Origin of the sequence: Agromyces soli (genome assembly GCF_022811605.1) — a bacterium.
In the GTDB taxonomy this organism is placed as follows: Bacteria; Actinomycetota; Actinomycetes; order Actinomycetales; family Microbacteriaceae; genus Agromyces; species Agromyces soli.
On record NZ_CP094533.1, the window covers coordinates 1,503,466 to 1,525,504 of the forward strand.

General features: G+C 73.3%; 19 protein-coding genes. 8 read left to right on the forward strand and 11 right to left on the reverse strand.

The window, feature by feature from the left end; genetic code table 11:
- Nucleotides 1-184: 184 nt before the first annotated feature.
- Complete coding sequence (locus MTP13_RS07240) at nt 185-391, reverse strand: DUF3073 domain-containing protein (RefSeq protein WP_243570394.1); 207 nt, start codon at nt 389-391, stop codon at nt 185-187.
- A gap of 170 nt (nt 392-561) precedes the next feature.
- Here MTP13_RS07240 and MTP13_RS07245 point away from each other — a divergent pair, with 170 nt between their 5' ends.
- Entirely contained in the window at nt 562-1,746 is a 1,185-nt protein-coding gene (locus tag MTP13_RS07245; protein ID WP_243570395.1) for an NAD(P)-binding domain-containing protein, read from the forward strand.
- Nucleotides 1,747-1,750: 4 nt separating this feature from the next.
- Here MTP13_RS07245 and MTP13_RS07250 read toward each other — a convergent pair whose 3' ends face one another.
- The 3 genes from MTP13_RS07250 to MTP13_RS07260 are packed head-to-tail and all read right to left on the reverse strand — an operon-like array spanning nt 1,751 to nt 5,167.
- The gene (locus MTP13_RS07250; protein ID WP_243570396.1) at nt 1,751-2,635 is read right to left on the reverse strand and encodes an EamA family transporter; all 885 of its coding nucleotides are present in this window, start codon (nt 2,633-2,635) and stop codon (nt 1,751-1,753) included.
- Nucleotides 2,632-3,057 (reverse strand): DUF1801 domain-containing protein, encoded by a 426-nt coding sequence (locus MTP13_RS07255; RefSeq protein ID WP_243570397.1) that lies wholly within the window; start codon nt 3,055-3,057, stop codon nt 2,632-2,634. The genes MTP13_RS07250 and MTP13_RS07255 overlap by 4 nt, the downstream gene beginning before the upstream one ends.
- Nucleotides 3,058-3,067: 10 nt before the next feature.
- Nucleotides 3,068-5,167, reverse strand: a complete 2,100-nt coding sequence (locus MTP13_RS07260; protein WP_243570398.1) for an APC family permease — start codon at nt 5,165-5,167, stop codon at nt 3,068-3,070.
- 127 nt (nt 5,168-5,294) lie between these two features.
- On the opposite strand from MTP13_RS07260, the gene MTP13_RS07265 reads away from it, so the two are divergent.
- Together MTP13_RS07265 and MTP13_RS07270 are read left to right on the forward strand one after the other, a co-directional pair.
- The gene (locus MTP13_RS07265) at nt 5,295-5,930 is read left to right on the forward strand and encodes a hypothetical protein (RefSeq protein ID WP_243570399.1); all 636 of its coding nucleotides are present in this window, start codon (nt 5,295-5,297) and stop codon (nt 5,928-5,930) included.
- Between the two features lie 75 nt (nt 5,931-6,005).
- Entirely contained in the window at nt 6,006-6,641 is a 636-nt protein-coding gene (locus MTP13_RS07270) for a copper resistance CopC family protein (RefSeq protein WP_243570400.1), read from the forward strand.
- Between the two features lie 137 nt (nt 6,642-6,778).
- Here MTP13_RS07270 and crcB read toward each other — a convergent pair whose 3' ends face one another.
- The 4 genes from crcB to MTP13_RS07290 are packed head-to-tail and all read right to left on the reverse strand — an operon-like array spanning nt 6,779 to nt 9,072.
- Nucleotides 6,779-7,156 (reverse strand): fluoride efflux transporter CrcB, encoded by a 378-nt coding sequence (gene crcB, locus MTP13_RS07275; RefSeq protein ID WP_243570401.1) that lies wholly within the window; start codon nt 7,154-7,156, stop codon nt 6,779-6,781.
- Nucleotides 7,153-7,572 carry a FluC/FEX family fluoride channel gene (locus MTP13_RS07280; RefSeq protein ID WP_243570402.1) on the reverse strand — a complete coding sequence of 140 codons (420 nt, stop codon included), beginning with the start codon at nt 7,570-7,572 and terminating at the stop codon, nt 7,153-7,155. The genes crcB and MTP13_RS07280 overlap by 4 nt, the downstream gene beginning before the upstream one ends.
- A 28-nt stretch (nt 7,573-7,600) precedes the next feature.
- Nucleotides 7,601-8,215 (reverse strand): PadR family transcriptional regulator, encoded by a 615-nt coding sequence (locus MTP13_RS07285; protein ID WP_243570403.1) that lies wholly within the window; start codon nt 8,213-8,215, stop codon nt 7,601-7,603.
- On the reverse strand, nt 8,212-9,072 hold the full coding sequence (locus tag MTP13_RS07290) for a DUF4097 family beta strand repeat-containing protein (RefSeq protein ID WP_243570404.1): 861 nt from the start codon (nt 9,070-9,072) through the stop codon (nt 8,212-8,214). Before MTP13_RS07290 ends, MTP13_RS07285 begins: the two co-directional genes overlap by 4 nt.
- Nucleotides 9,073-9,243: 171 nt before the next feature.
- Between MTP13_RS07290 and MTP13_RS07295 the strand changes: the two genes are divergently transcribed.
- Nucleotides 9,244-10,002 (forward strand): MerR family transcriptional regulator, encoded by a 759-nt coding sequence (locus tag MTP13_RS07295; RefSeq protein ID WP_243570405.1) that lies wholly within the window; start codon nt 9,244-9,246, stop codon nt 10,000-10,002.
- Between the two features lie 128 nt (nt 10,003-10,130).
- Here the strand turns inward: MTP13_RS07295 and yczE are convergent, their stop codons facing one another.
- Nucleotides 10,131-10,817, reverse strand: a complete 687-nt coding sequence (gene yczE, locus MTP13_RS07300) for a membrane protein YczE (RefSeq protein ID WP_243570406.1) — start codon at nt 10,815-10,817, stop codon at nt 10,131-10,133.
- A gap of 63 nt (nt 10,818-10,880) precedes the next feature.
- On the opposite strand from yczE, the gene yczR reads away from it, so the two are divergent.
- Together yczR and MTP13_RS07310 are read left to right on the forward strand one after the other, a co-directional pair.
- Nucleotides 10,881-12,341 (forward strand): MocR-like transcription factor YczR, encoded by a 1,461-nt coding sequence (gene yczR, locus MTP13_RS07305; protein ID WP_243570407.1) that lies wholly within the window; start codon nt 10,881-10,883, stop codon nt 12,339-12,341.
- A 180-nt stretch (nt 12,342-12,521) separates the two neighbouring features.
- Nucleotides 12,522-15,362, forward strand: coding sequence for an esterase-like activity of phytase family protein (locus tag MTP13_RS07310; RefSeq protein WP_243570408.1), 2,841 nt, complete (start codon nt 12,522-12,524; stop codon nt 15,360-15,362).
- A 215-nt stretch (nt 15,363-15,577) separates the two neighbouring features.
- Here MTP13_RS07310 and MTP13_RS07315 read toward each other — a convergent pair whose 3' ends face one another.
- Together MTP13_RS07315 and MTP13_RS07320 are read right to left on the reverse strand one after the other, a co-directional pair.
- Nucleotides 15,578-16,981, reverse strand: coding sequence for a chaplin family protein (locus MTP13_RS07315; protein ID WP_243570409.1), 1,404 nt, complete (start codon nt 16,979-16,981; stop codon nt 15,578-15,580).
- Between the two features lie 108 nt (nt 16,982-17,089).
- Entirely contained in the window at nt 17,090-18,220 is a 1,131-nt protein-coding gene (locus tag MTP13_RS07320; protein ID WP_243570410.1) for a hypothetical protein, read from the reverse strand.
- Nucleotides 18,221-18,341: 121 nt separating this feature from the next.
- Here MTP13_RS07320 and MTP13_RS07325 point away from each other — a divergent pair, with 121 nt between their 5' ends.
- Both MTP13_RS07325 and MTP13_RS07330 read left to right on the forward strand, forming a co-directional pair.
- Nucleotides 18,342-21,536 (forward strand): efflux RND transporter permease subunit, encoded by a 3,195-nt coding sequence (locus tag MTP13_RS07325; RefSeq protein WP_243570411.1) that lies wholly within the window; start codon nt 18,342-18,344, stop codon nt 21,534-21,536.
- 10 nt (nt 21,537-21,546) lie between these two features.
- A complete protein-coding gene (locus tag MTP13_RS07330; RefSeq protein WP_243570412.1) occupies nt 21,547-21,990 on the forward strand; it encodes a DUF6153 family protein in 444 nt (147 codons plus the stop codon).
- Nucleotides 21,991-22,039: the final 49 nt, after the last annotated feature.

The following is a 22,039-nucleotide window of genomic DNA, read 5'->3' on the forward strand; positions in this document are numbered from 1 at the left end:
CGCCGGGCAGAGGTCCGGCTCGCCTGGCCGGAGTCCCCCACCCTTCCGACTTGCCCAACTTTCATGAAAGCCGGGCAATTCGGAAGGAAAGGGGGACTCCGCCCGCGCACGCAGAAGACCCCGGCGATGCCGGGGTGTCAGCCGAACGTCGGAACGTCAGCCGCGCGTCGCGAGGGAACCGGTCTCAGGCCCGCTGGGAGCCGTCGCCGGGGACGTAGTGGTCACTGCCGTCGTCGGCATACTCCGACCACTTCGACAGATCTTCTTCGTACTTGTCATCGTCCGAGCCCGCGAGCTCGCGCTCAAGCGCGTTGTAGTCGGTGTCGGGGCTGAAGTACTTCAGCTCCCGTGCGACCTTGGTGTGCTTGGCTTTCTGACGGCCGCGCCCCATGCGTGACCCCCTTACGGCTTCTGGCCGGGCGGAATGTGCTTCGCCCGGCTCGTTCTTGGCGGAAATAGTTCGTGCCGTAAGTTTAGCACCGACGAACGCTCGCCTTCTCGGCTGCGAACCCCCTGATGCTGCTGCACTCGCGGTCGGATTCATGCTGAGATGGAGGGGTGATGTCTTCCCTGCCCGCCCGCGTCAAAGTCGCGGTCGTCGGCGCGGGTCAGGCGGGGCTCTCGGTGGCGTACTACCTGCGCCGGTTCGAGCTCGTCGCCGACGAGGACTTCGTCGTGCTCGACCGCGCTCCCGGCCCCGGCGGCGCCTGGCAGCACCGCTGGTCGTCGCTGAAGCTCGGCACCGCGCACAAGGTGAACGACCTGCCCGGCATGGCCGAGATGGGGCTCAGCTTCGAGACCGCCGACCGCACGCAGCCCGCCCGGGAGATCGTCGCCGACTACTACCGCCGTTTCGAGGAGCACTACGAGCTGCGCGTGCACCGGCCCATCGAGGTGCGCCGCGTCTCGAACGAAGGCGCCGACCTGCGCCTCGCCTACCGCGACCTGCGCACCCCCGACGAGCCGGCGCCCGCCCCCGAGGAGCAGCAGGTGCGCGGCTTCTTCGGCCGCCGCCGCAAGACCTTCGCCGTGCCGGCGCCCCCCGCGCAGCCGGGCGGCACGCTCGACACGCAGATCCTGGTCAACGCGACCGGCACCTGGGGCTCGCCGTTCGTGCCCTACTACCCGGGCATGACCGACTTCCGCGGCCGGCACCTGCACACCTCCGACTTCACCGACGCCGAGTCGCTGCGCGACCAGCACGTCGTGGTCGTCGGCGGCGGCACCTCGGCCATCGGCTTCATGCTCGAGCTCGAAGACGTCGCGGCATCCCTGACGTGGGTCTCCCGCCGTCCGATCGACTGGCTCGACCGCCAGGAGCTCGACCTCGAGGGCGCCTCGGCCGCCGTCGCCGCGCAGGACGAGGCGGCGCGCTCCGGGCGGGCGCTGCCCTCCATCGTGAGCGGCACGGGCGTGCCGAAGAACCGCCGCATCGCCGCGGGCATCGAACGCGGGCTGCTCATCGCGAAGCCCATGTTCGACCGCATCGAGGAGGACCGGGTGGTGTGGGACGACGGCACCGAGGCGCGGGCCGACGTCATCATCTGGGCGACGGGCTTCCGGCCCGAGCTCCGCCACCTCGCGCCGCTGAAGCTGCGCGAGAAGGCGGGCGGCGTCACGGTCGGCCAGGGTGCGTCCTGGGGCGACCCGCGGGTGTTCCTCGCCGGCTACGGCCCGCAGGCCTCCACGATCGGGGCGAACCGTGCCGGGCGCATGATCGCCCGGCAGATCATGGCGATGCTGTAGCCGCTCAGCCCGCCGGCGCGGGCGGTGCGGGCGGGGCCTGCGCCTGGCGCACCGCGCCGACGGAGGCCGCGATCACGAGCGCGACGGCGAGCCCGCCGACCCAGGTGAAGTGCTGGCCGAGCAGCACCAGCCCGGTGAGCGTCGCGATCGCCGGCGCCAGGCTCATCAGCACCGCGAACGCCCCCGCGCGGAGCCGGCGCAGCGCGATCAGCTCCAGCGCGTAGGGGATGGTGGAGGAGAGGATCGCGACCGCCGCGCCGAGCCCGAGCACCTCCGGCCGCAGCAGCACCGCGCCCGAGCTCGCGATGCCGAACGGCAGCACCGCGACGGCGCCGACGGCCATCGCCAGCGCGAGCCCCTCGAAGCGCGGGAAGCGCTGCCCCGTGCGCGCCGACAGCAGGATGTACCCCGCCCACGTCGCCCCGGCCCCCGCCGCGAAGACCACGCCGATCGGGTCGAGGTGGCCGAAGCTGCCCTGGCCGAGCAGCACGACGCCGATCGCGGCGAGTCCGGCCCACAGCCACGAGGAGGCGCGCCGCCCCGTGATCACCGAGAGGGCGAGCGGCCCGAGCACCTCGATCGTGACGGCCGCGCCGAGCGGGATCCGCTCCAGCGAGAGGTAGAACAGCGCGTTCATGAGCGCGAGGACGAGCCCGAAGCCGGCGACCGTGAGCCAGTCGGCGCCGCTGCGGCCGCGCAGGCGCGGCCGGGCGATCGCGAGCAGGATGACGGCGGAGAACACCAGGCGGAGGCTCACCATGCCGAGCGGTCCGACGGTCGGGAAGAGGATGACGGCGATCGCCGCGCCGACCTCCTGGCAGGCGAGGCCGAGCACGACGAGGGACGTCGCGGCGACGGCCCCGCCGCGCGCCGCGGGCCTCGCGGTCACGCGCCGCCGTCGCGGGCGAGGCCGCCGAAGTCGCCCGCCGTGACCACCGCGTACGAGGCGGCGACGATCCGCTCGAGCACCGCCAGGTCGAGCTGCTCCAGGTCTTTCAGGTAGAGGCATCCGACGCCGGTGGTGTGCGGTCCGAGCGCGGCGAGCTCCGCCTCGTACGCGCCGACGCCGTCGGCGAGGTAGACGGTCGCCGCGGGCTTCCGCGGCGAGAACGCGGCCGCGGGCGCATCGCCCTCGCGGCCGCTCGGGTAGCGGTAGTGGTACTCCCCGAACGCGACGATCGACGGCCCCCACATCCGCGCGGGCTCGCCCGTCACGCGCGACATCAGCGCCAGCAGGGTCTCCGCGTCGCGGCGCCGCACGGGGTGCGTCACGCCGTCGAGGAACGCGCGCACCGAGGCATCCGAGGTCATGCTCGCGAGCCTACCGCCGGCGGTTCGCGCCGGCGCCGGGGACGGGACGCCTGGGCACCGGGCGCACCGGCTCGCCGCGCCGGTCCTGACCGGGCAGCGGCCGGGAGCGGCGGCCGTAGATCATGTCGCTGGAGTCGAGCAGCCACGGCACGAGCGCGACGGTGACGCCGTGCACGAGCATGAGCTTCTGCCGGATGCGCCGCGCCTTGTGGTTGTGCAGGATGTTCTCCCACCAGTGGCCCACGATGTACTGCGGCATGTACACCGTCACGACCTCGGAGCCGTGCTCCTCGCGGTGCTGCTTGATGTACTTGATGAGGGGGGAGCTGAGATCGCGGTACGGCGAGGCGAGGATGCGCAGCTTCACGTGGATGTTCTGCTTCACCCAGTCGCGCTTCAGCTGCTTCGTCTGCTCCTCGTCGATCGAGACGTGCACGGCCTCGATGCTGTCGTGCTTCGCGGCGATCGCGTAGTCGAGCGCCTTCAGCGTCGGCTTCTGCATCCGCCCGACGAGCACGATCGCGTGATCGCCCGCCGAGCCGAACGTCGTCGTCGCGTCGACCTCGATCTCGCGCTCGACGTCGCGGTAGTAGCGGTGCACGCCGAGCATCAGCAGGAACAGGATCGGCATCATCAGGAAGACCATCCACGCGCCGTGCGTGAACTTCGTGATCGTCACGACGATGAGCACGACCGCAGTCAGGCTCGCGCCGAAGGCGTTGATGCACAGCGAGCGGATCATCGCCCCGCGCGTCATCGGCCGGTCGTCGTCGGCGGCCGGCCCGGGGCGGCCCCGCTTCCGGTAGCTCGTGCGGGGCTGGCGCAGCAGCCGGATCCAGTGCCGCACCATGCCGGACTGGCCGAGCGTGAACGACACGAACACGCCGATGATGTACAGCTGGATGAGGAGCGTCAGATTGGCCTGGAAGATCACCAGGATGATCGCCGCCGCCGTCGCCAGGATGATGACGCCGTTCGAGTAGATCAGCCGGTCGCCACGGGTCGACAGCGACTTCGGCGCGTAGCCGTCGCGGGCGAGCACCGAGCCGAGCAGTGGGAAGCCGTTGAACGCGGTGTTCGCGGCGAGCAGCAGCACGAGGGCGGCGGCCGCCTGGATCACGAAGAACAGGATCGAGCTGTTTCCGAACACCGCAGCGGCGATCTGCGCGATGAGGCTCGGCTGCGGCGCCGTCGCGCACTCGTCCCAGCCGATCAGGCTGCACGGGTCCTCGGCGTAGTGCACGCCGGAGACGAGGGCGAGGGTCGTGAGGCCGACGAAGAGCACGATCGCGAGCCCGGCCATCAGCATCAGGGTCTTCTGCGCGTTGCGCACCTTCGGCCGGCGGAACGCGGGCACGCCGTTCGCGACCGCCTCGACACCGGTGAGGGCGGAGCATCCGCTCGCGAACGAGCGCAGCAGCAGGAGGACGAACGCCGCCTGCACGAGCTGCTCGCCCTCGACCTGGTACGCCGCCGACTCCGCGACGGGCGGGTTGCCCATCAGGATCTGCACGAGCCCCGTGCCGATGAGCAGCAGCACGCTCCCCGCGAAGAGGTAGGTCGGCACCGCGAACGCCTTGCCGGACTCGCTCACCCCGCGGAGGTTCACCGCCGCGAGCAGCACCACGAAGAGCACGGCGAGCTCGACCCGCCACGGGTTCAGCTCGGGGAATGCGGAGATGATGTTGTCGACACCCGAGGCGACCGAGACGACGACCGTCATCACGTAGTCGACGAGCAGGGCGGAGGCCACGAGCACGCCGGCCTTCTCGCCGAGGTTCTTGTGCGCCACCTCGTAGTCGCCGCCGCCCGAGGGGTAGGCGCGGATCAGCTGTCGGTAGCTCAGCGCCACCGTCGCGAGCAGCAGCACGACCACCGCCGCGACCCAGGGCGCGAAGGCCAGGAACGCGAGCCCGCCCGCGGTGAGCACCATCAGGAGCTCCTGCGGGGCGTACGCCACCGAGGAGAGCGCGTCGCTCGCGAACACGGGCAGCGCGACGCGCTTGGGGAGCAGCTGCCCCTCGAGTCGCTCGGTGGGCAGCGGGTCGCCGATGATCCAATGCTTCGGCGACTTCAGTTCTGCGGGCGGTTCCTCCGCCTCATTCGTCACGGCGGATGACACTACACCCGTTGCGACGGCTGTCAAGTCGGCTTGCTACCCTGGAGCGCGATCCCGCCGGACGGCGGGCATCCCGCCCGATTCCGGGCGGGTCGAGACGCCGAGATCGGACCGAGACGTGAACCGTGCGACGCAGCTCGCGCGCGGAGCCGCCGCCGCAGCGGTGGCCCTGTTCCTCGCGGCGTTCTCGCACGGCGCCGCCGCGGGCGAGGCCCCCGGCGGGCCGGGGCTCGCGCTCTCCGCGTTCGTCGCGCTCGCCGTGTCGGTCGCCCTCGTCGGGCGGCGCAGCTCGCCCCTCCGCGTGGTGCTCGCGACCGCGGCGAGCCAGCTCGTCTTCCACCTGCTGTTCTCCGTCGGCGCGGGCGCGGGCGGTGCCGGCGCGCTGCTCCGGGTCTCGGGGGACGCGCACCACCCGACCGTGACGGCGCTGCCGGATGCCTCGGGCGCGACGGCTGCGCCCCTCCTCGGGCACGGGCACACGGATGCCGCGATGCTCCTCGGCCACGTGCTCGCCTGGCTCGCCACCGTCGCCTACCTGCTCGCCGTCGAGGCCGCCGCCTGGCGCGCCCTCCGCCGGACCGCCCGCGCCGTGCTCGTGCGGGCCGTCGACGAGGCATCCGCGCTCGCCGCCATCCCCGTCCCAGCCGGTCCGCTCGTGCGACCGCTCGCCCGCGACCGCGCGCGCCTGCGCGGTCGCCAGCTCGTCGCCCAGCTGCGGCACCGCGGCCCGCCGCGCCACCCCGCCTTCGCCTGAACCCGGCCGCACCGCGGCCACCACTCGCGTCCGCGCGGGCCCCTGCGCCCCGGACGCACGAAGACGGGATTCCCCATGCACCGCACCGCCACCACCATCGCTGCCACCGCTCCCACGGCCGCACCCCGCCGGCGACTGCTCGCCCTCGGCGCCATCGCGCTCGCCGCGGGCGCGTGGCTCGGCCTCGCGAACGCCCAGTCCGCCTCGGCCCACGACGAGCTGATCGCCTCGACCCCCAAGGCCGGTGAGGTGCTCGACGCCTCGCCCGCCGAGGTGAAGCTCACCTTCTCGGACGACATCATCCCCGTCGGCACCGCGATCGAGGTCGTCGACCACCACGGCGAGTCGATCGACTCGGGCGAGGCCGTCGTCGCCGGCCCCGAGGTGACCGCGACGCTGCCGGCCGAGCTCTCCGGCGAGTACCAGATCCGCTGGCGCGCCGTGTCGAGCGACGGCCACGTCATCGACGGCACGATCGACTTCGGCGTCGGCTCGGGTGCGACCGGCACCTGGACCGAGGAGGCGCCGCACGACGCCGCCGCGAGCGGCGACGGGCACGACGCCGCCGCCGAGGCCGGGCACGACGAGGCATCCGACGGCCCCGACGGCTGGGCGATCGCCGGCATCGCGGGCGGCATCCTGGGCGTCGCCGCCCTCGCCGCCGCGATCGTCGTCTTCGCCCGGGCCCGCCGCCGCGACCCCAAGGCTTGACTCCCTCCCCCGAGTTGCCCGACTTTCATGAAAGTCGGGCAACTCGGGGGGTGGGCGCGGGCTTGTGTCGAGCGAGGTGCACGACGGATGCGCCGGCGCGCCGGCGCTGCACGGCGTGCCACGCGGACCGTCGTGCGTCAGCGGGCGAGCAGGTACCCGGCGCCCGCCGCCGCGAAGCCGAGCACGAGCGTGACGAAGACGTTGAGGAGGGCGGCCCGCCAACGCCCGCCGTCGAGGAGCTCGATCGTCTCGACGCTCCAGGTGCTGAAGGTCGTCAGCCCGCCGCAGAACCCGGTCACGAGAATGAGCCGCCAGTCGGCCGAGACGGCGGCGCGCTCCGCGAGCCCGATGACGACGCCGGCGACCGCCGAGCCGACGACGTTCACGATCAGGATGCCGCCCGGCAGGTGACCCGGCCGCACCGGGAAGCGCCGCGACAGGAGATAGCGGATGACGGCGCCGAGGCTGCCCGCGACGAGCACGGTCGCGATGACGAGGGGACTGAGGGCGGTCACAGCGTCTCCCCGGAGTCGGTGATCGTGTCCGGCATGCGGCGGCGGCCGATCCGCGAGCCGAGCCAGAGTCCCGCGGCCGCGGCCGCGAGACCGGCGAGCACGGAGACGACGAGGTAGAGCGCCGCGGTGAGGTGCGCGCCCTCGCGCTCGAGCACGACGAGCGAGGCCATCACGGCCGACAACGTCGTGAAGGAGCCGAGCACGCCCGAACCGACACCGGCCTTCAGCCACGCGGGCGTCGAGGGACGGCGCCACAGCCCGCCGGCGAGCCAGCCCAGCGCGAAGGCGCCGACGAGATTGACGAGCAGCGTCTCCAGCGGGAACTCGTGATCGGCGTGCGGGAACGCGAGGTCGAAGACGAGGCGCAGCCCGGTGCCGAGGAGCCCGCCGACGGCGACCGCGAGGATGTTGCGCACGTGTCGAGGGTAGCGCCGCCGTGCCGGATCAGCGGTCGGCGAAGGTGCCGAGCACCTCGGCGCGCACCTCGGCGAGCCGGGCCCGCAGCAGGTCGACGGTGGCGGGGGCGACCCGGCCGCGGCTCGCCTGCCGGCGCAGTTCGGTGCGCAGCTGCTGGCGGAACTCGTTCAGCACCACGTCGGCCTCGTGCACGGCGCGGTTCGAGTCGGCGTGCAGGTTCACGGTTTCGCCGCGCACGCTCGTCGCGGAGCGCTTCGCCTCGCGGGCGGCGCTCGCGAGCTCGGCGCGGAGGGAGCGCATCGCGTCGTCGACGTTCTGCCGCACGTCCTGCGCGAGCCGGCGCACCGAGTCGGTGACGTCGTTCTCGATGTCGTCGAGCTCGTGCCGCCTGGCGTCGAGCTCGGCTCGGCCGGCGTCGGTGATCTCGTAGATCGACTTGCGGCCGTCGCTCGTCTTGGTGACGAGCCCCTCCTCTTCGAGCTTCGCGAGGCGCGGGTAGATGGTGCCGGCGCTCGGGGAGTAGGTGCCGCCGAAGCGCTCCGACAGCGCCTGGATGAGTTCGTAGCCGTGCCGCGGCCGCTCCTCGAGGAGGGCGAGCAGGTAGAGGCGCAGGCTGCCGTGCGCGAAGACCGGCGGGGTCATCGGGATGCCTCGTCGCTCGAGGATGCCGCGGCCGAGGCATCCGTCGTCTCCGCGACCGTGCGCCGCAGCACCGAGATGTTGCCCGAGACGCTGTTGGCGCCGAGGTCGAGCCAGGTGCCGGCGAGCTCACCGACGACGCGCTCGAAGCCCTTGCCGCGCATGCCCTTCACGGTGATGTCGTCGAGCACGAGCGTGCCGGCGACGGTGTTGATGCGGTAGCGGGCCCCGGCGCCGCCGGCGAAGCGCACGGTGAGGTCGCCCGAGACGGTGTTCGTGTCGATGCGGTCGGGGGTGCCGTGCGCGTCGACGATCATGTTGCCCGACACGGAGTCGGCGTTGAAGCTCGTGATCCCGCCGGTGGCGATGATGTCGCCGGACACGGTGTGGGCGGTGATGCGGCCGACATGGTTGCCGACCGAGATCTCGCCGGAGACGCCGGACAGCTCGAGGTCGCCGTCGTGGTTGTCGATGACGAGCTCGCCGGAGACGGTGCTGAGCTTGGCGTCGCCGTCGAAGCCGGATACGAGGGCGTCGCCGGAGACGACGCCGAGCTGCAGCACGACGTGGCGCGGGGCGAGGATCGAGACCTCGGCCTTGGCGTTGCCCGCCCAGCCCTTGAAGGCCTCGATGAAGTTGTCCCAGCGCAGCTGGGGGTGGTCGATCTCGAGCACGTCGCCGTCGATGGAGACGGCGAGTTCCTTGCCCGTGACGGTCGAGACCTCGACGCGGGCGCCGGGCTCGTCGTGCGCGATGACGTCGACCTTGCCGCCGATGAGGCTGACCTTGAGCTTGCGGACGAGCTCGAGGTCGATGATCCGGGACTCGCCGGGGGCGATCACCCACTTCTCGATGGACATTGCGACTCCTTGCTGGACGATGACACTGCTCGCGACGCGATATATCGCGTTTACGTGAGACACGATATATCGCGTCTAGGGCGCATGCAAGGGCTCCGGGCGAAAACTCAGGCATCACGGCTTGACCTTGACGTAACGTCAAGTTCTACCGTGGACCCCGGAGGTTGAGACGTGGACTGGTCGATTCAAGAGATCGCGAAGCTCGCCGGGACGACGAGCCGCACCCTGCGGCACTACGACGATCTCGGCCTGCTCGCGCCCACGAGGGTCGCCGGCAACGGCTACCGCCACTACGACGAGCGCGCGCTCGTGCGGCTGCAACGGATCCTGCTGCTGCGCGAGCTCGGGCTCGGCCTGCCCGCCATCGCCGAGGTGCTCGAGGGCAGCGCCGACGAGGCGCGCGCCCTCGAAGCCCATCTCGGCTGGCTGCGGCAGGAGCAAGGCCGACTGGCGCGGCAGATCGCGTCGGTCGAGAAGACGATCACGGCATTGGAAGGAGGTGAACGACTGATGGCAGACGAGATGTTCGACGGCTTCGACCACACCGTGCACCGCGCGGAGGTCGAACAGCGCTGGGGCGCCGAGGCGTATGCCGCCGGCGACCGCTGGTGGCGCGGACTCGGCGAGACCGGTCAGCGCGAGTGGAAGGCCCGCACGGCGGCGCTCTCCCGCGACTGGACCGCGGCGGCCGAATCCGGGCTCGCCCCGGACGGCGCCGAGGCGCAGGCGCTCGCGAAGCGTCACGTCGAGTGGCTGACCGGCGTGCCCGGCACGCCCGCGGCGGTTCCCGGCGGCGACGTCAAGGGCTACGTGCTCGGCCTCGGCGAGATGTACGTCGCGGACCCGCGCTTCGGGGCGAACTACGGCGGCCAGGCCGGCGCGGAGTTCGTCCGCGACGCGCTGCGCGCCTACGCCGAGCGCGAGCTCTGACCCGCGCCGCTTCCTACTCCGAGTTGCCCGACTTTCATGAAAGTCGGGCAACTCGACGTTTGGGTGCGCGTGCGCTGCGGCCCCCGAGGTGTCCCGGCCCGGGGGCCGCAGCGGTCGGTTGGCGCCGCTCAGTGCGGCGCGGCGGCGGTGGGATGCGTCGGCGTGGCCGGCTGCGGCGAGGCATCCGCCGGCGGGGCATCCACTGGCGGGGCATCCGCCGGGGTGGCGCTCGCCGGGCGCCGCTCGCGCACGGCGAAGAGCGGCAGCGTGATCCCGCAGAGCGGGCCGATGAGGATCGCGAACGCGACGGTGCCGAAGCCGACGTCGCCGCCGAGCAGCCAGCCGATCGCGAGCACGGTCACCTCGACGATGGTGCGCCCCACCCAGATCGGCCAGCCGGTGCGGGCGTGGATGCCCGTCATCAGTCCATCGCGCGGGCCGGGGCCGAAGCGGCTGCCGATGTAGAGGCCGCTCGCGACGGCGAGCAGCAGCAGGCCGCCCGTGAACAGCAGGATGCGCTGCCAGAGCTCCGGCGGGGTCTGGATGAGCCAGAGTCCGAGCTCGATGCTCGGCCCGATCAGCAGGATGTTCAGCACGGTGCCGAGCCCGGGGCGCTGGCGCAGCGGGATCCACAGCAGCAGCACGAGCAGGCCGACGATGTTCGTGAGCCAGCCGATGCCGATGCCGGTGAGGTGGGAGAGGCCCTGCGCGAAGACCGTCCACGGGTCGACGCCGAGGGCCGCACGGATCATCATGGCGTCGGCGATGCCGTAGAGGACGAGGCCGATGAGCAGTTGAGGGATCCGGCGGAGCATGAGAGCCATCCAATTCGAGAATTGGACTGTCGACAAGAGGCCAATTCTCCTAAAGTGGATCGCATGGCGGATGCCTCGATCAGCGCACGCGCGCTCGTGACCCTGCTCGGCGACTGGCGCGACGGCGGCACCGGGCCGAGCGGCCCTGCCTACGTCGCCCTCGCCGACCGCGTGCGTCTGCTCGTGCTCGACGGCCGCGTGAGCGTCGGCACCCGGCTGCCCGCCGAGCGCGAGCTGGCCGAGCGGCTCGGCGCGAGCCGCACCACGGTCGCAGCCGCGTACCGACGGCTGCGCGAGCAGGACCTGCTGCGCAGCCTCCGCGGCTCGGGCAGCGTCACCCGGCTTCCCGGCGCGCCCGCGGTGCTGCCCGCGCCGCCCGCCGCCGAGCACCTCGACCTGTCGAAGGCCGCACCGCCCGCCCTGCCCTGGCTCGCCGAGGTGGCCCGCGAGGCCGTCGAGGAGCTGCCCGCCCAGCTCGCCGGCTCGGGCTTCGACCCCGTCGGCCTGCCCGAGCTGCGGCTCGCGATCGCCGAGCGGTACACCGCCCGCGGGCTGCCCACGGCCCCCGAGCAGGTGATGGTGACGATCGGGGCGCAGCACGCGATCGGGCTGCTCTCGAAGGTGCTCGTCGGCCGGGGCGACCGCGCCGTCATCGAGGCCCCCACCTACCCGCACGCGTACGAGGCGCTGCGCGCCGCTGGCGCCCGGCTCGTGCCCGTGCCCGTCGCCCCGCACGACGCGGGCGGGCTCGACGTCGACGACGAGGTGGGTGCGCTCGTCCGCGCCTTCGGCCACGCCAACCCCTCGACGGCATATCTGATGCCCGACTTCCAGAACCCGACCGGCCGCTCCCTCGACGAGGCGGGCCGCGAGCGGGTGCTCGACGCGGCGGCCCGTCAGGGCGCCGTGATCATCGCCGACGAGACGACCGCCGAGCTCGACCTCGATCGCGAGGCGGCGCTCCGCCCGTTCGCGGCGTACGGCCCGGCCGGCTCCGCCGTGCTCGTCGGCTCGCTCGGCAAGACGGCGTGGGGCGGCATCCGCGTCGGCTGGATCCGCGCCGAGCCCGCGCTCATCCGGCGCCTCGTGGCGATCCGCGCGCCGGGCGACCTCGGCACGCCCATCCTCGAGCAGCTCATCGCGACCCGGCTGGTGCGCGGCATGGACGAGATCCTCGCGTTCCGCCGCGCCGAGCTCCGCCAAGGCCGTGACCTCCTCGAAGCGCGGTTGGCCGAGGCGTTCCCGAGCTGGCACGTGCCGCACGTCGACGGCGGCATCGCGACGTGGATCGGCCTCGGCGCGCCGGTCAGCTCGCAGCTCGCGCTCGCCGCCCGGGCCCAGGGCCTGCTCATCGCAGCCGGCCCCCGCTTCGGCATCGACGGCGCCTTCGAGCGCTACCTGCGGCTGCCGATCTGCCTGCCGCCCGAGACGATCGACGAGGCGGTGCAGGCGCTCTCGCGGGCCTGGCTCGCCCTGCCGGGCACGGCCGTGCCGGAGGCGGGCCTGCTCGCCGAGGTCGTCTAGCGCGAGCCGCGCGCGGGCCGGGTGCGCGCTGAGCCGCGAGGGCCGGCCGCCGACCGGGCGCCGTTCACCGAGCGGACACCGGCCGGACGCGCGCGCGACACCCGGCGGGCACTCCTGAGCCATCGGGCGCCAGCACGCTGGCGCGGAACCCCCGCCGTCGCGACCCACTGGAGTGCCCGCATGCCCGCTCGTCGTCCCCTGTCCGCCGCCGCGCTCACCGTGGCGTGCCTGGCCGCCGCCGGGCTCGTGTCGAGCGGCGCGATCGCCGCCGCCGCTGAGCCGTCGGCGCCCGGCGCCTTCGTGCGCACCGCCACGTACCCCGTCTTCCAGAACGTGCCGGCGGGCGCCGACCCGACCGCCGCCACCGTCGCCGAGATCTCGACGATCACCGACGACGGCACCGTCGTCTACACCGACGCCCTCGGCAAGCGGATCGGCTTCCTCGACGTCAGCGACCTGGCGAACCCGGTCGGCTCGGGCACCGTCGAGCTCGCCGAGCTCGGCCACGCCGACGACCAGCCGACCTCGGTCGCCGCCTACGGCGATTTCGTCCTCGTCGTCATCGACGAGACGGGCGGCGACTTCGTGAACCCGAAGGGCCGCGTCGACGTGCTCCGGGCGAGCGACCGCACCCTGGTGCGCTCGATCGACCTCGGCGGGCAGCCGGACTCGATCGCGATCTCGAAGGACGGCGCGTACGCCGCCATCGCGATGGAGAACCAGCGCGACGAGGAGTTCAAGCCCGCCGGCGGCAAGAAGGGCGATCTGCCGCAGCTGCCCGCCGGCTTCGTGCAGGTGCTCGGCCTCGTCGACCCGGCCGACCCCGTCGCGTGGACGGTCGACGCCGTGCCCTTCGTCGACGAGACCGGCGCCCCGATCCCGGTGATGGCCGCCGCCGGCCTCGACACCCCGCAGGACCCGGAGCCCGAGTACGTCACGATCAACTCGCGCAACGAGCTCGCCGTGACCCTGCAGGAGAACAACGGCATCGCGATCATCGATCTGCCGACGCTCGAGGTCACCCGCGCCTTCTCCGCGGGCTCGGTCGCGGTCAGCGGCATCGACGTCGCGAAGGACGGCCGCATCGACCTCTCGGGCTCGATCCCCGCGACGCCGCGCGAACCCGACGCCATCGCCTGGATCGGCGACGACCGCCTCGCGACCGCGAACGAGGGCGACTGGAAGGGCGGCACCCGCGGCTGGACCGTCTTCGACGCCGCCGACGGCGCCGTGGTCTGGGACGCCGGCAACAGCTTCGCGAACCTCGCCGTCCAGCACGGCCTGCACAACGAGGACCGCGCGGCGAAGAAGGGCGCGGAGCCCGAGGGCATCTCGGTCGCCGAGTTCGACGGCGTGCCCTACGCCTTCGTCGCGAGCGAGCGCTCGAACTTCGTCGCCGTGTACGACGTGAGCGACCCGGCATCCCCCGCCTTCAAGCAGCTGCTGTTCTCGACCAACGGGCCGGAGGGCATCCTGCCCGTGCCCGAGCGCGACCTCCTCGTCGTGTCGAGCGAGACCGACGACGCCGCGGTCGGCGTGCGCGCCTCGGTGAACCTGTACGCCTTCGGCGAGGCGGCCGCCCACGCGCCCGCCGGCGCCGCCGCGCAGCCCAGCCTCGTCTCGGACGTCGTCGGCGGCGCGCCGATCGGCTGGTCGGCGCTCGGCGCCCTGGCCGGCCACCCGACGGACGCCTCCCGCGTGTACGCCGCGAGCGACTCGGTGCTCTCGCCCGCCACGGTGTTCACGGTGGACGTCGCGCAGACCCCGGCGCGGATCACGGGCTCGCTCGCGATCACCGAGGGCGGCGCGCCTGCCGCGCTCGACGTCGAGGGCCTGGCGGTCGCCGAGGACGGCGGCTTCTGGCTCGCCGTCGAGGGCGCGACGGGCGCGGGCAACGTGCTGAAGCGCACGGATGCCTCGGGCGCCGTCGTCGACAGCTTCCCGCTGCCCGCCGAGATCGCGGCGCACGTCGGCAAGTGGGGCTTCGAGGGCGTCACGACGACCGGCGCCGGTTTGGACCTCCGGGTCTGGGCGGTGCTGCAGCGGCCGCTGTGGACCGACCCGGCGAACCCCGCGGCGGGCGCCGTCGAGGGCGACGACGTGGCGCGCATCGGCCGGCTCGACCCGGCGACCGGCGAGTGGAGCTGGTTCGGCTACCGGCTCGAGCACACCGCGGTCGCGGGCGACTGGCTCGGCCTCTCCGAGATCACCGCGATCGACGACGACACCTTCGCGATCATCGAGCGAGACAAGCTGAACGGCCCGGCCGCGCAGGTCAAGCGGATCACCCGGGTGGACGTCCCGGCGGACGCCTCGGGCCTCCCCGGTCTCGCCGGGGAGCTGCCGATCCTCGAGAAGTCCACGGCGGTCGACGTGCTGCCGGCGCTCCGCGCCACGGGCGGCTGGACGCAGGAGAAGCTCGAGGGCTTCGCGAAGGCGGCCGACGGCGCGCTCTACGCGGTGACCGACAACGACGGGCTGAAGGATGCCACGGGCGAGACCGTGTTCCTGCGCCTCGGGCAGGCCGACGAGATCTTCCCGGGTGACGAGGAGCCGCAGCCGGGCGAGGCGAGCCTCGTGCTCGGCGCCGCGAAGGTCGCCGCGGGCGGCACCGTGAGCGTCACGGGCACCGGCTTCGTGCCCGGCGACACCGTGCGCTTCGAGCTGCGCAGCACGCCCGTCGCACTCGGCTCGGCCGAGGCCGACGAGGCAGGGGCGCTCAGCTTCACGGCGAAGATCCCCGCGACGACCGCGCCCGGCGCGCACCACCTCGTCGCGATCGCGGCGGACGGCAGCGAGGTCGCAGCCGAGTTGACGGTGACGGCGGCGCCGGGCGGCACGGACGGCGGCACTGATGGCGGAACCGATGGCGGAACCGATGGCGGCACCGACGGCTCGGGCGACGGCTCGCTCGCGCACACGGGCTTCGACGGCGGCTGGCTCGCCGGCGCCGCGCTCCTCGTCGTGCTCGGCGGCGGTGCCGCGCTCCTCGTCGCCCGTCGTCGCCGCCGCGAGGCCTGAGCCGCGGCACCCGCTCTCCCTCCGCTCGAGTTGCCCGACTTTCATGAAAGTCGGGCAACTCTGTGGGGTGTTGCGGGCAGGGGAGAGCGGGGCGGCAACGGGGGGATGTCACCGCCCCGACCCCGGCCGGACGGATCCGGCCGCCCGGTCCACCGTGTCGGCGACCGGGAGCGCAGGGGTTTCGGGGCCCGGGCCGGAGCCCGGGCCCCAGTGATTCAGTTGCGGGCGATGCGACGCCGTCCGACGAGCAGCAGGCCGAGTGCGAGCAGCGCGAGCGCGGCCCACAGGATCGAGCCGTCGACTCCGGTGCTGGCGAGCCCCGTCTGGCCCTCGGCGGCGACCATCGTCGCGCCTCCGCCGCTGCCGTTCGTGCCGGCCGGCGTCGACGGGGTGGTCGGCGTGGTCGGCGTCGTGGGCTCAGTCGGGTCGGTCGGGTCGGTCGGGTCCGTCGGGTCCGTGGGATCCGTCGGGTCCGTCGGGTCGGTCGGGTCCGTGGGATCCGTCGGGTCGACGATCGTCGTCGGCCCGTCCGTCTCGCTGTCCCCGATCACCGAGATGGCGTTGCCGCCGACCGTGATCGGCAGCGAGAGGCCGGGCACGAGCTGTGTGCCGCCGAGCAGGCCGCCGAGGCCGCTGGTCTCGGCCCCGCTGCCGGAGCCGGTGCCCGTGCCGCCGGTCACCTCGGTGGAGGCATCCGTCGACTCGCTGTCGCCGACCGCCGAGATGGCGTTGCCACCGACGGTGACCGGGACGCCGACCGAGGGCAGCAGCTGCGTGCCGCCCAGGATGCCGTCGCTGCCGCTGGTCTCGGCCCCGCTGCCGGAGCCGGTGCCCGTGCCGCCGGTCACCTCGGTGGAGGCATCCGTCGACTCGCTGTCGCCGACGACACTGATCGCGTTGCCGCCGACCGTGACCGGCACGCCCGCCCCGCCGAGCACCTGGGTGCCGCCGAGGATCGAGTCGTCGCCAGAGGTCGAGCCGCCCGCGCCCGCGGCCGGTGCGCTGCCCGCGCCCTCCGCGACCGTCGTGCCGGCGCCCTCGGACGAGCTGTCGCCGAGCGCCGAGATGGCGTTGCCGCCGACCGTGACGGGCACGGCGACGTCGACGAGGCCCTGGGTGCCGCCGAGGATGCCGTCGCTGCCGCTGGTCTCGGCCGGAGCGCTGCCCGCGTCCGCCGGGGCCTCGGCAGCCGGGGCGACCTCGGTCGTCGGCTCGCTCGTGCTGCTGTCGCCGAGCACGCTGATCGCGTTCCCGCCGACGGTGATCGGCACGTTCACGTCGACGAGGGCCTGCGTGCCCGAGCCGACCCCGTCGTCGCCGGAGGTGGTGGCCTCCGCGGCGGGTGCCGCGTCGGCCGGGGCCTCCTCGGCGGGGGCGGCCGGGGCGGCGGGTGCCGTCTCCGTGCTCGCGTCGCTGGAGCTCGAGTCGCCGAGCACGCTGACGGCGTTGCCGCCGAGCGTGATCGGGAGATCGATCGAGATGCCGGCCTGGGAGCCGGACAGGATGCCGTCGTCGCCGCTGGTGTCCGCAGCGTGCGCGACGCCGGCGCCGAGGAGCGTGAGCCCCCCGGTGACGAGGGTCGCATAGAGCGCCCTCACGGCGAGCCGCTTGAGATTCATGATCAGTTCTCCTGACTGTGTTGGGAATCGACGCCCCGGCGCAGGCCGGAGCGGAGTGACCGTGTGTCCGCACGCGCGCATGAGCGCGTCGACGGACGACGGTTCCCGTCAGTCAGGAGTGGTGTCGGTCTCGAACACGGGAGACGAGGGCAGCTCGTCGTTCACCGTGCTGAGCGCCAGGGAGGCGTTCGCCTCGTGGCCGACGGCGGCGAAGGCCGCGTCGGAGCTGGTGGATGCCCCGGCTGAACCGGAGCCCGCGGCGGAACCGCCTGCGGCGCCGCCGAGGGCGGGCGAGAACGGGGCGCCGGGGAACGGTGCGCCCGGCCCGCTCGGGGCGTTCGGCGGCGAGGCGTCGTGCGGCGCGCGCAGCTGGGCGCCGAGCGCCTCGTCGCTCGTCGAGGGCGTGTCCGTGCCGGCCCGGGCGGGCGGGCCCGAGGCGGTGGCGGCGAGCGCCGGCGCCGCGGTCGGTGCCTGGCCGCCGGGCGGGGTCGTGATCGTGCCCGGGTCTCCGGGGCCGCCCGGCTCGCCGGGTCCGCCGGGGGCTCCGGGCAGCACGGGCACGTTCGGCAGCTGCGGCAGCACGCCGCCGTCGGGCAGTGGCCCGAGCGTGCCGACGACGCCGCCGAGGGTGTCGTCGACCGTGTCGACGACCGGGATCAGGATGCCGCCGACGGGGGCCGGTCCGAGCAGGCCGCCGACGACGGGGAGCGTGCCGACGAGGTGGTCCACCGCGTCCGTGACGGGCGTCACGACGCCGCCGACCGTGCCGCCGTTCGCGACGCCGGAGACGGCTCCGCCGACCGAGCCGACGGTGCCGGTGACCGTGTCGTCGACGGTGTCGACGACCTCGTTCGCGGTCTCGGTGACGGTGTCGACGACGGCCGGAACCTCCTCGACGATCTCGGCGACGGGCGCCGGAGCGACCTCGACGACGGGCTCGAGCACCTGGTTCACGGGGGTCGTCACGGTGCCGACGACGCCGTCGAGCGTGTCGCCGACCGCGCCGGTGACGTCGCCCACGGTGCCGAGCACCGAGCCGACGGCGCCGAGCAGGCCGGAGCCGCTCGAGCTCGACGAACCGCCGTCCGAGGGTGGTGCGGCCTCCTCCGCGGAGGCGCCGGAGGCCCCGGTGAAGAGGGAGATCGCGAGCCAGGCGGCCGAGACGGCCGCGCCCGCGAGGGCGATTCGGAGCGCAGGGCGCTGCAGCGGCGTTCGCCGTGCAACGACCAGATCGGTCATTCCGATCACCCCCCGGTGCAGCCGAACATACGCCCTGAGGATGCCTCAAGCAACCCCCGCGAGCTCGGTATTCAGCGAACCGTGACCTTTCCGATCGAATCTGACTGCGAGAATCGTGCCCATGCACCTGCTCGCGAAGCTCAGCATGCGCAACCGTGCGCTCATCGCCCTCGTCACGATCGTCGTGGCGATCTTCGGCGCCCTCTCGCTCACGAGCCTCAAGCAGGAGCTCGCGCCCTCCATCGCGTTCCCGCAGCTCTCGATCGTGACCAGCTACCCCGGCGCCTCGCCCGACGTGGTCGATGCCGACGTGTCCACGCCGATCGAGACCGCGATCCAGGGCATCACCGGGCTCGAGTCGACCTCGACGACGAGCTCGACCGGCCTCTCCCGGGTGATCGCGAGCTTCACCTACGGCACCGACCTCGCCTTCGCCGAGCAGAAGCTGCTCTCCGCGGTGAACCGCATCCAGCAGTCGCTGCCCGACGATGTCGACCCGCAGGTCGTCGCGCTCTCGCTCGACGACTTCCCCGTCGTGCAGCTCGCCGTCACCGGCGTCGACGACACGGCCGCGCTCTCCGACGAGATCAGCCGCACCACCCTCGGCGAGATCACCGACGTCGACGGCGTGCGCGACGCGACCCTCGTCGGCGACGTCGGCCAGCGGGTGAGCATCACCCCGGACCCCGCCGCCCTCGCCGCGCGCGGCCTCACCATGCAGGCCATCCGCGACGCCCTCTCGCAGAACGGCGTGCTCGTGCCCGCCGGCACGATCACCGAGGACGACCGCACCTTCGCCGTGCAGTCGGGCGCCCGGCTCGGCAGCGTCGACGACGTCGCCGCCCTGCCCCTCGTCGCTCAGCCCGGGGCGACCCCGCCGACGATCGGCGACGTCGCCACGGTCGCCCTCGGCGAGAACCCCGTGACGAGCATCTCGCGGGTGAACGGCGAGCCGGCCCTCACGATCTCCGTCACGAAGCTGCCCGCCGCGAACACGGTCGAGGTGTCGAACGCCGTCAAGGCGCTGCTGCCCGATCTCGAGTCCTCGCTCGACACGACCAACCCCGGTGCGACGTTCACCGTCGTCTTCGACCAGGCGCCGTACATCGAGCAGTCGATCGAGTCGCTCGCGACCGAGGGCCTGCTCGGCCTCGCGTTCGCCGTCATCGTGATCCTCGTGTTCCTGCTCTCGGTGCGGGCGACGCTCGTCACCGCGATCTCCATCCCGACCTCGGTGCTGATCACCTTCATCGGCCTGCAGGCCGCCGACTACACGCTGAACATCCTCACGCTCGGCGCGCTCACCATCGCGATCGGCCGCGTCGTCGACGACTCGATCGTCGTCATCGAGAACATCAAGCGGCACCTCGTCGCCGGCGTCGACAAGGCCGCCACGATCGTGCGCGCCGTGCGCGAGGTCGCCGGCGCGATCACCGCCTCGACGATCACGACGGTCGCGGTGTTCCTGCCGATGGCGCTCGTCGAGGGCGTCACGGGCGAGCTGTTCCGGCCGTTCTCGCTCACCGTCACGATCGCGCTGCTCGCCTCGCTGCTCGTGGCGCTCACGATCGTGCCGGTGCTCGCGTACTGGTTCCTGAAGCCCGCCAAGGTGCACAAGCACGACGGCTCGGATGCCTCGGCCGCGGCATTCATCGACGAGGCATCCGCGACCGGCGGGGCGGCGGGCGCCGACGAGCTGGAGCACCCCTCGCGGCTGCAGCGCGGTTACCTGCCGATCATCCACTGGACGCTGAAGCACGGCGTCACGACCATCCTGCTCGCCGTGCTCGTGCTCGGCGGCACGATCGCACTGACGCCGCTGATGAAGACGAACTTCCTCGGCTCTTCGGGGCAGAACACTTTCCAGGTCACGCAGGAGCTCCCGGTCGGCACGAGCCTCGACGCGCTCGACGCCGCCTCGAAGCCCGTCGAGCAGGCGCTGCTCGACACCGAGGGCGTCGACACCGTGCAGACCTCGATCGGCTCGGGCGGGCGCGGCCTGTCGGCCCTGCTCGGCGGCGGCGCCGCGACCGTCACATACTCGGTGACGACCGACGAGTCGGCCGACCAGGACGCGCTGCAGGCGACCGTGCGCGGCGAGCTCGACGGGCTGAAGGACGTCGGCGAGGTCACCCTCTCTGCGGCGAGCGGCTTCGGCGCCTCGAACGACATCGAGGTCGACATCACCGCCTCGAACGCGGAGGACCTGCGCACCGCGACCGACGCCGTCGTGAAGGAGCTCGGCGACATCGACTCCCTCGCCCAGGTCACCTCGAACCTCTCCGAGGGGCGGCCCTACATCGCCGTCGAGGTGAACCGCTCGGCAGCCGCGGAGGCCGGCTACTCGGAGGTCGCCCTCGGCGGCTTCGTCTCTGCGGCGATGCAACCGCAGAGCGCGGGCTCGATCGTGATCGACGAGAAGACGCTCACGATCTACCTCGACTCGGAGGAGCCGCCGGCCACGATCGCCACGCTCCAGGCGCTGCAGGTGCCGACCGCGGCCGGCCCGGTGCGGCTCGACTCGCTGGCGACCGTCGCGCAGGTCGACGGCCCGGCCACGGTCACGACGGTGCAGGGGCTGCGCAGCGCGACCGTCTCGGCGACGCCGTCGGGCGACGACCTCGGCACCGCGAGCGCCGCCGTCTCGCAGGCGCTCGCCGACGTCGAGCTGCCCGACGGCACTGCAGCCTCGGTCGGCGGGGTCACCGCGGATCAGACCGAGTCGTTCTCGCAGCTCGGGCTCGCGCTGCTCGCGGCGATCCTCATCGTGTACGTGGTGATGGTGGCGACGTTCCGTTCGCTGCTGCAGCCGCTGCTGCTGCTCGTCTCGGTGCCGTTCGCGGCGACGGGCGCGATCGCGCTGCAGATCCTGAGCGGGATTCCGCTCGGTGTCGCCTCGCTCGTCGGCGTGCTCATGCTCGTCGGCATCGTCGTGACGAACGCCATCGTGCTCGTCGACCTCGTGAACCAGTACCGCGACCGGGGGATGAGTGTGCGCGAGGCCCTGCTGCACGGCGCCTCGAGGCGACTGCGGCCGATCCTGATGACCGCGCTGGCGACGATCTTCGCGCTGCTGCCGATGGCGCTCGGCATCACCGGGCACTCGGGCTTCATCTCGCAGCCGCTCGCGATCGTGGTCATCGGCGGACTGATCTCCTCGACGGCGCTGACGCTCGTCGTGCTGCCGGTGCTCTACGACCTCGTCGAGGGCGGCCGGGAGCGGCGGCGGGCCAAGCGCGCCGCTCGCGCGGACGGCGGGGCGGATGCCTCGGGCGGAAGCGCTGCGGCGGGTGCGCCGGAGGCGTCGACGGCCTAGGGTAGGGGGTATGGGTATTCGGCGGGCGCTCCTCGCGCTGCTCGCCGTGCCCGCCATCCTGCTCGGCCTGCTCGGCATGCACGCTCTCGGCGGCGCGGGCGGCCACGAGGGCGGGCACGTGATGCCCGTCGCGCAGGCCGCCGAAGTCTCCGGCGAGGCATCCGGGCCGGTCGTCGCCGAGGCATCCAGGCCCGTTGTCGCCGAGGCATCCGCGCACGCCGCGAGCGGAGCGCACGCGGTGAGCGGAGCGCACGCGGCCGCCGACCCCGGCGACGGCGGGGTCGCCGCGCTCATCTGCATCCTCGCGCTGCTCGCCGTGCTGCTGCTCGGCGCCGCCGCAGCGCCGCTCCGCCTGCCCGGTGCGATGCGGCTCGTCGCCGTCGCGCGCCGACTCGCGAGCGACGGCCGCCGTCCGGTGCCCTCGCTGCTGCAGCTCTCGATCAGTCGGACGTGATCCGCGCTCGCGTCGCCCCTGCGCGACGCCAGCGCCACGCGCGCCGTCG

Bases quoted from the DNA above. Each gene is read 5' to 3' on its own strand.
- MTP13_RS07240 (WP_243570394.1), bottom strand. From the start codon at position 391: ATGGGGCGCGGCCGTCAGAAAGCCAAGCACACCAAGGTCGCACGGGAG.
- MTP13_RS07245 (WP_243570395.1), top strand. From the start codon at position 562: ATGTCTTCCCTGCCCGCCCGCGTCAAAGTCGCGGTCGTCGGCGCGGGT.
- MTP13_RS07255 (WP_243570397.1), bottom strand. From the start codon at position 3,057: ATGACCTCGGATGCCTCGGTGCGCGCGTTCCTCGACGGCGTGACGCAC.
- MTP13_RS07270 (WP_243570400.1), top strand. From the start codon at position 6,006: ATGCACCGCACCGCCACCACCATCGCTGCCACCGCTCCCACGGCCGCA.
- MTP13_RS07285 (WP_243570403.1), bottom strand. From the start codon at position 8,215: ATGACCCCGCCGGTCTTCGCGCACGGCAGCCTGCGCCTCTACCTGCTC.
- MTP13_RS07290 (WP_243570404.1), bottom strand. From the start codon at position 9,072: ATGTCCATCGAGAAGTGGGTGATCGCCCCCGGCGAGTCCCGGATCATC.
- yczE (WP_243570406.1), bottom strand. From the start codon at position 10,817: ATGCTCCGCCGGATCCCTCAACTGCTCATCGGCCTCGTCCTCTACGGC.
- yczR (WP_243570407.1), top strand. From the start codon at position 10,881: ATGGCGGATGCCTCGATCAGCGCACGCGCGCTCGTGACCCTGCTCGGC.
- MTP13_RS07310 (WP_243570408.1), top strand. From the start codon at position 12,522: ATGCCCGCTCGTCGTCCCCTGTCCGCCGCCGCGCTCACCGTGGCGTGC.
- MTP13_RS07315 (WP_243570409.1), bottom strand. From the start codon at position 16,981: ATGAATCTCAAGCGGCTCGCCGTGAGGGCGCTCTATGCGACCCTCGTC.
- MTP13_RS07320 (WP_243570410.1), bottom strand. From the start codon at position 18,220: ATGACCGATCTGGTCGTTGCACGGCGAACGCCGCTGCAGCGCCCTGCG.
- MTP13_RS07325 (WP_243570411.1), top strand. From the start codon at position 18,342: ATGCACCTGCTCGCGAAGCTCAGCATGCGCAACCGTGCGCTCATCGCC.
- MTP13_RS07330 (WP_243570412.1), top strand. From the start codon at position 21,547: ATGGGTATTCGGCGGGCGCTCCTCGCGCTGCTCGCCGTGCCCGCCATC.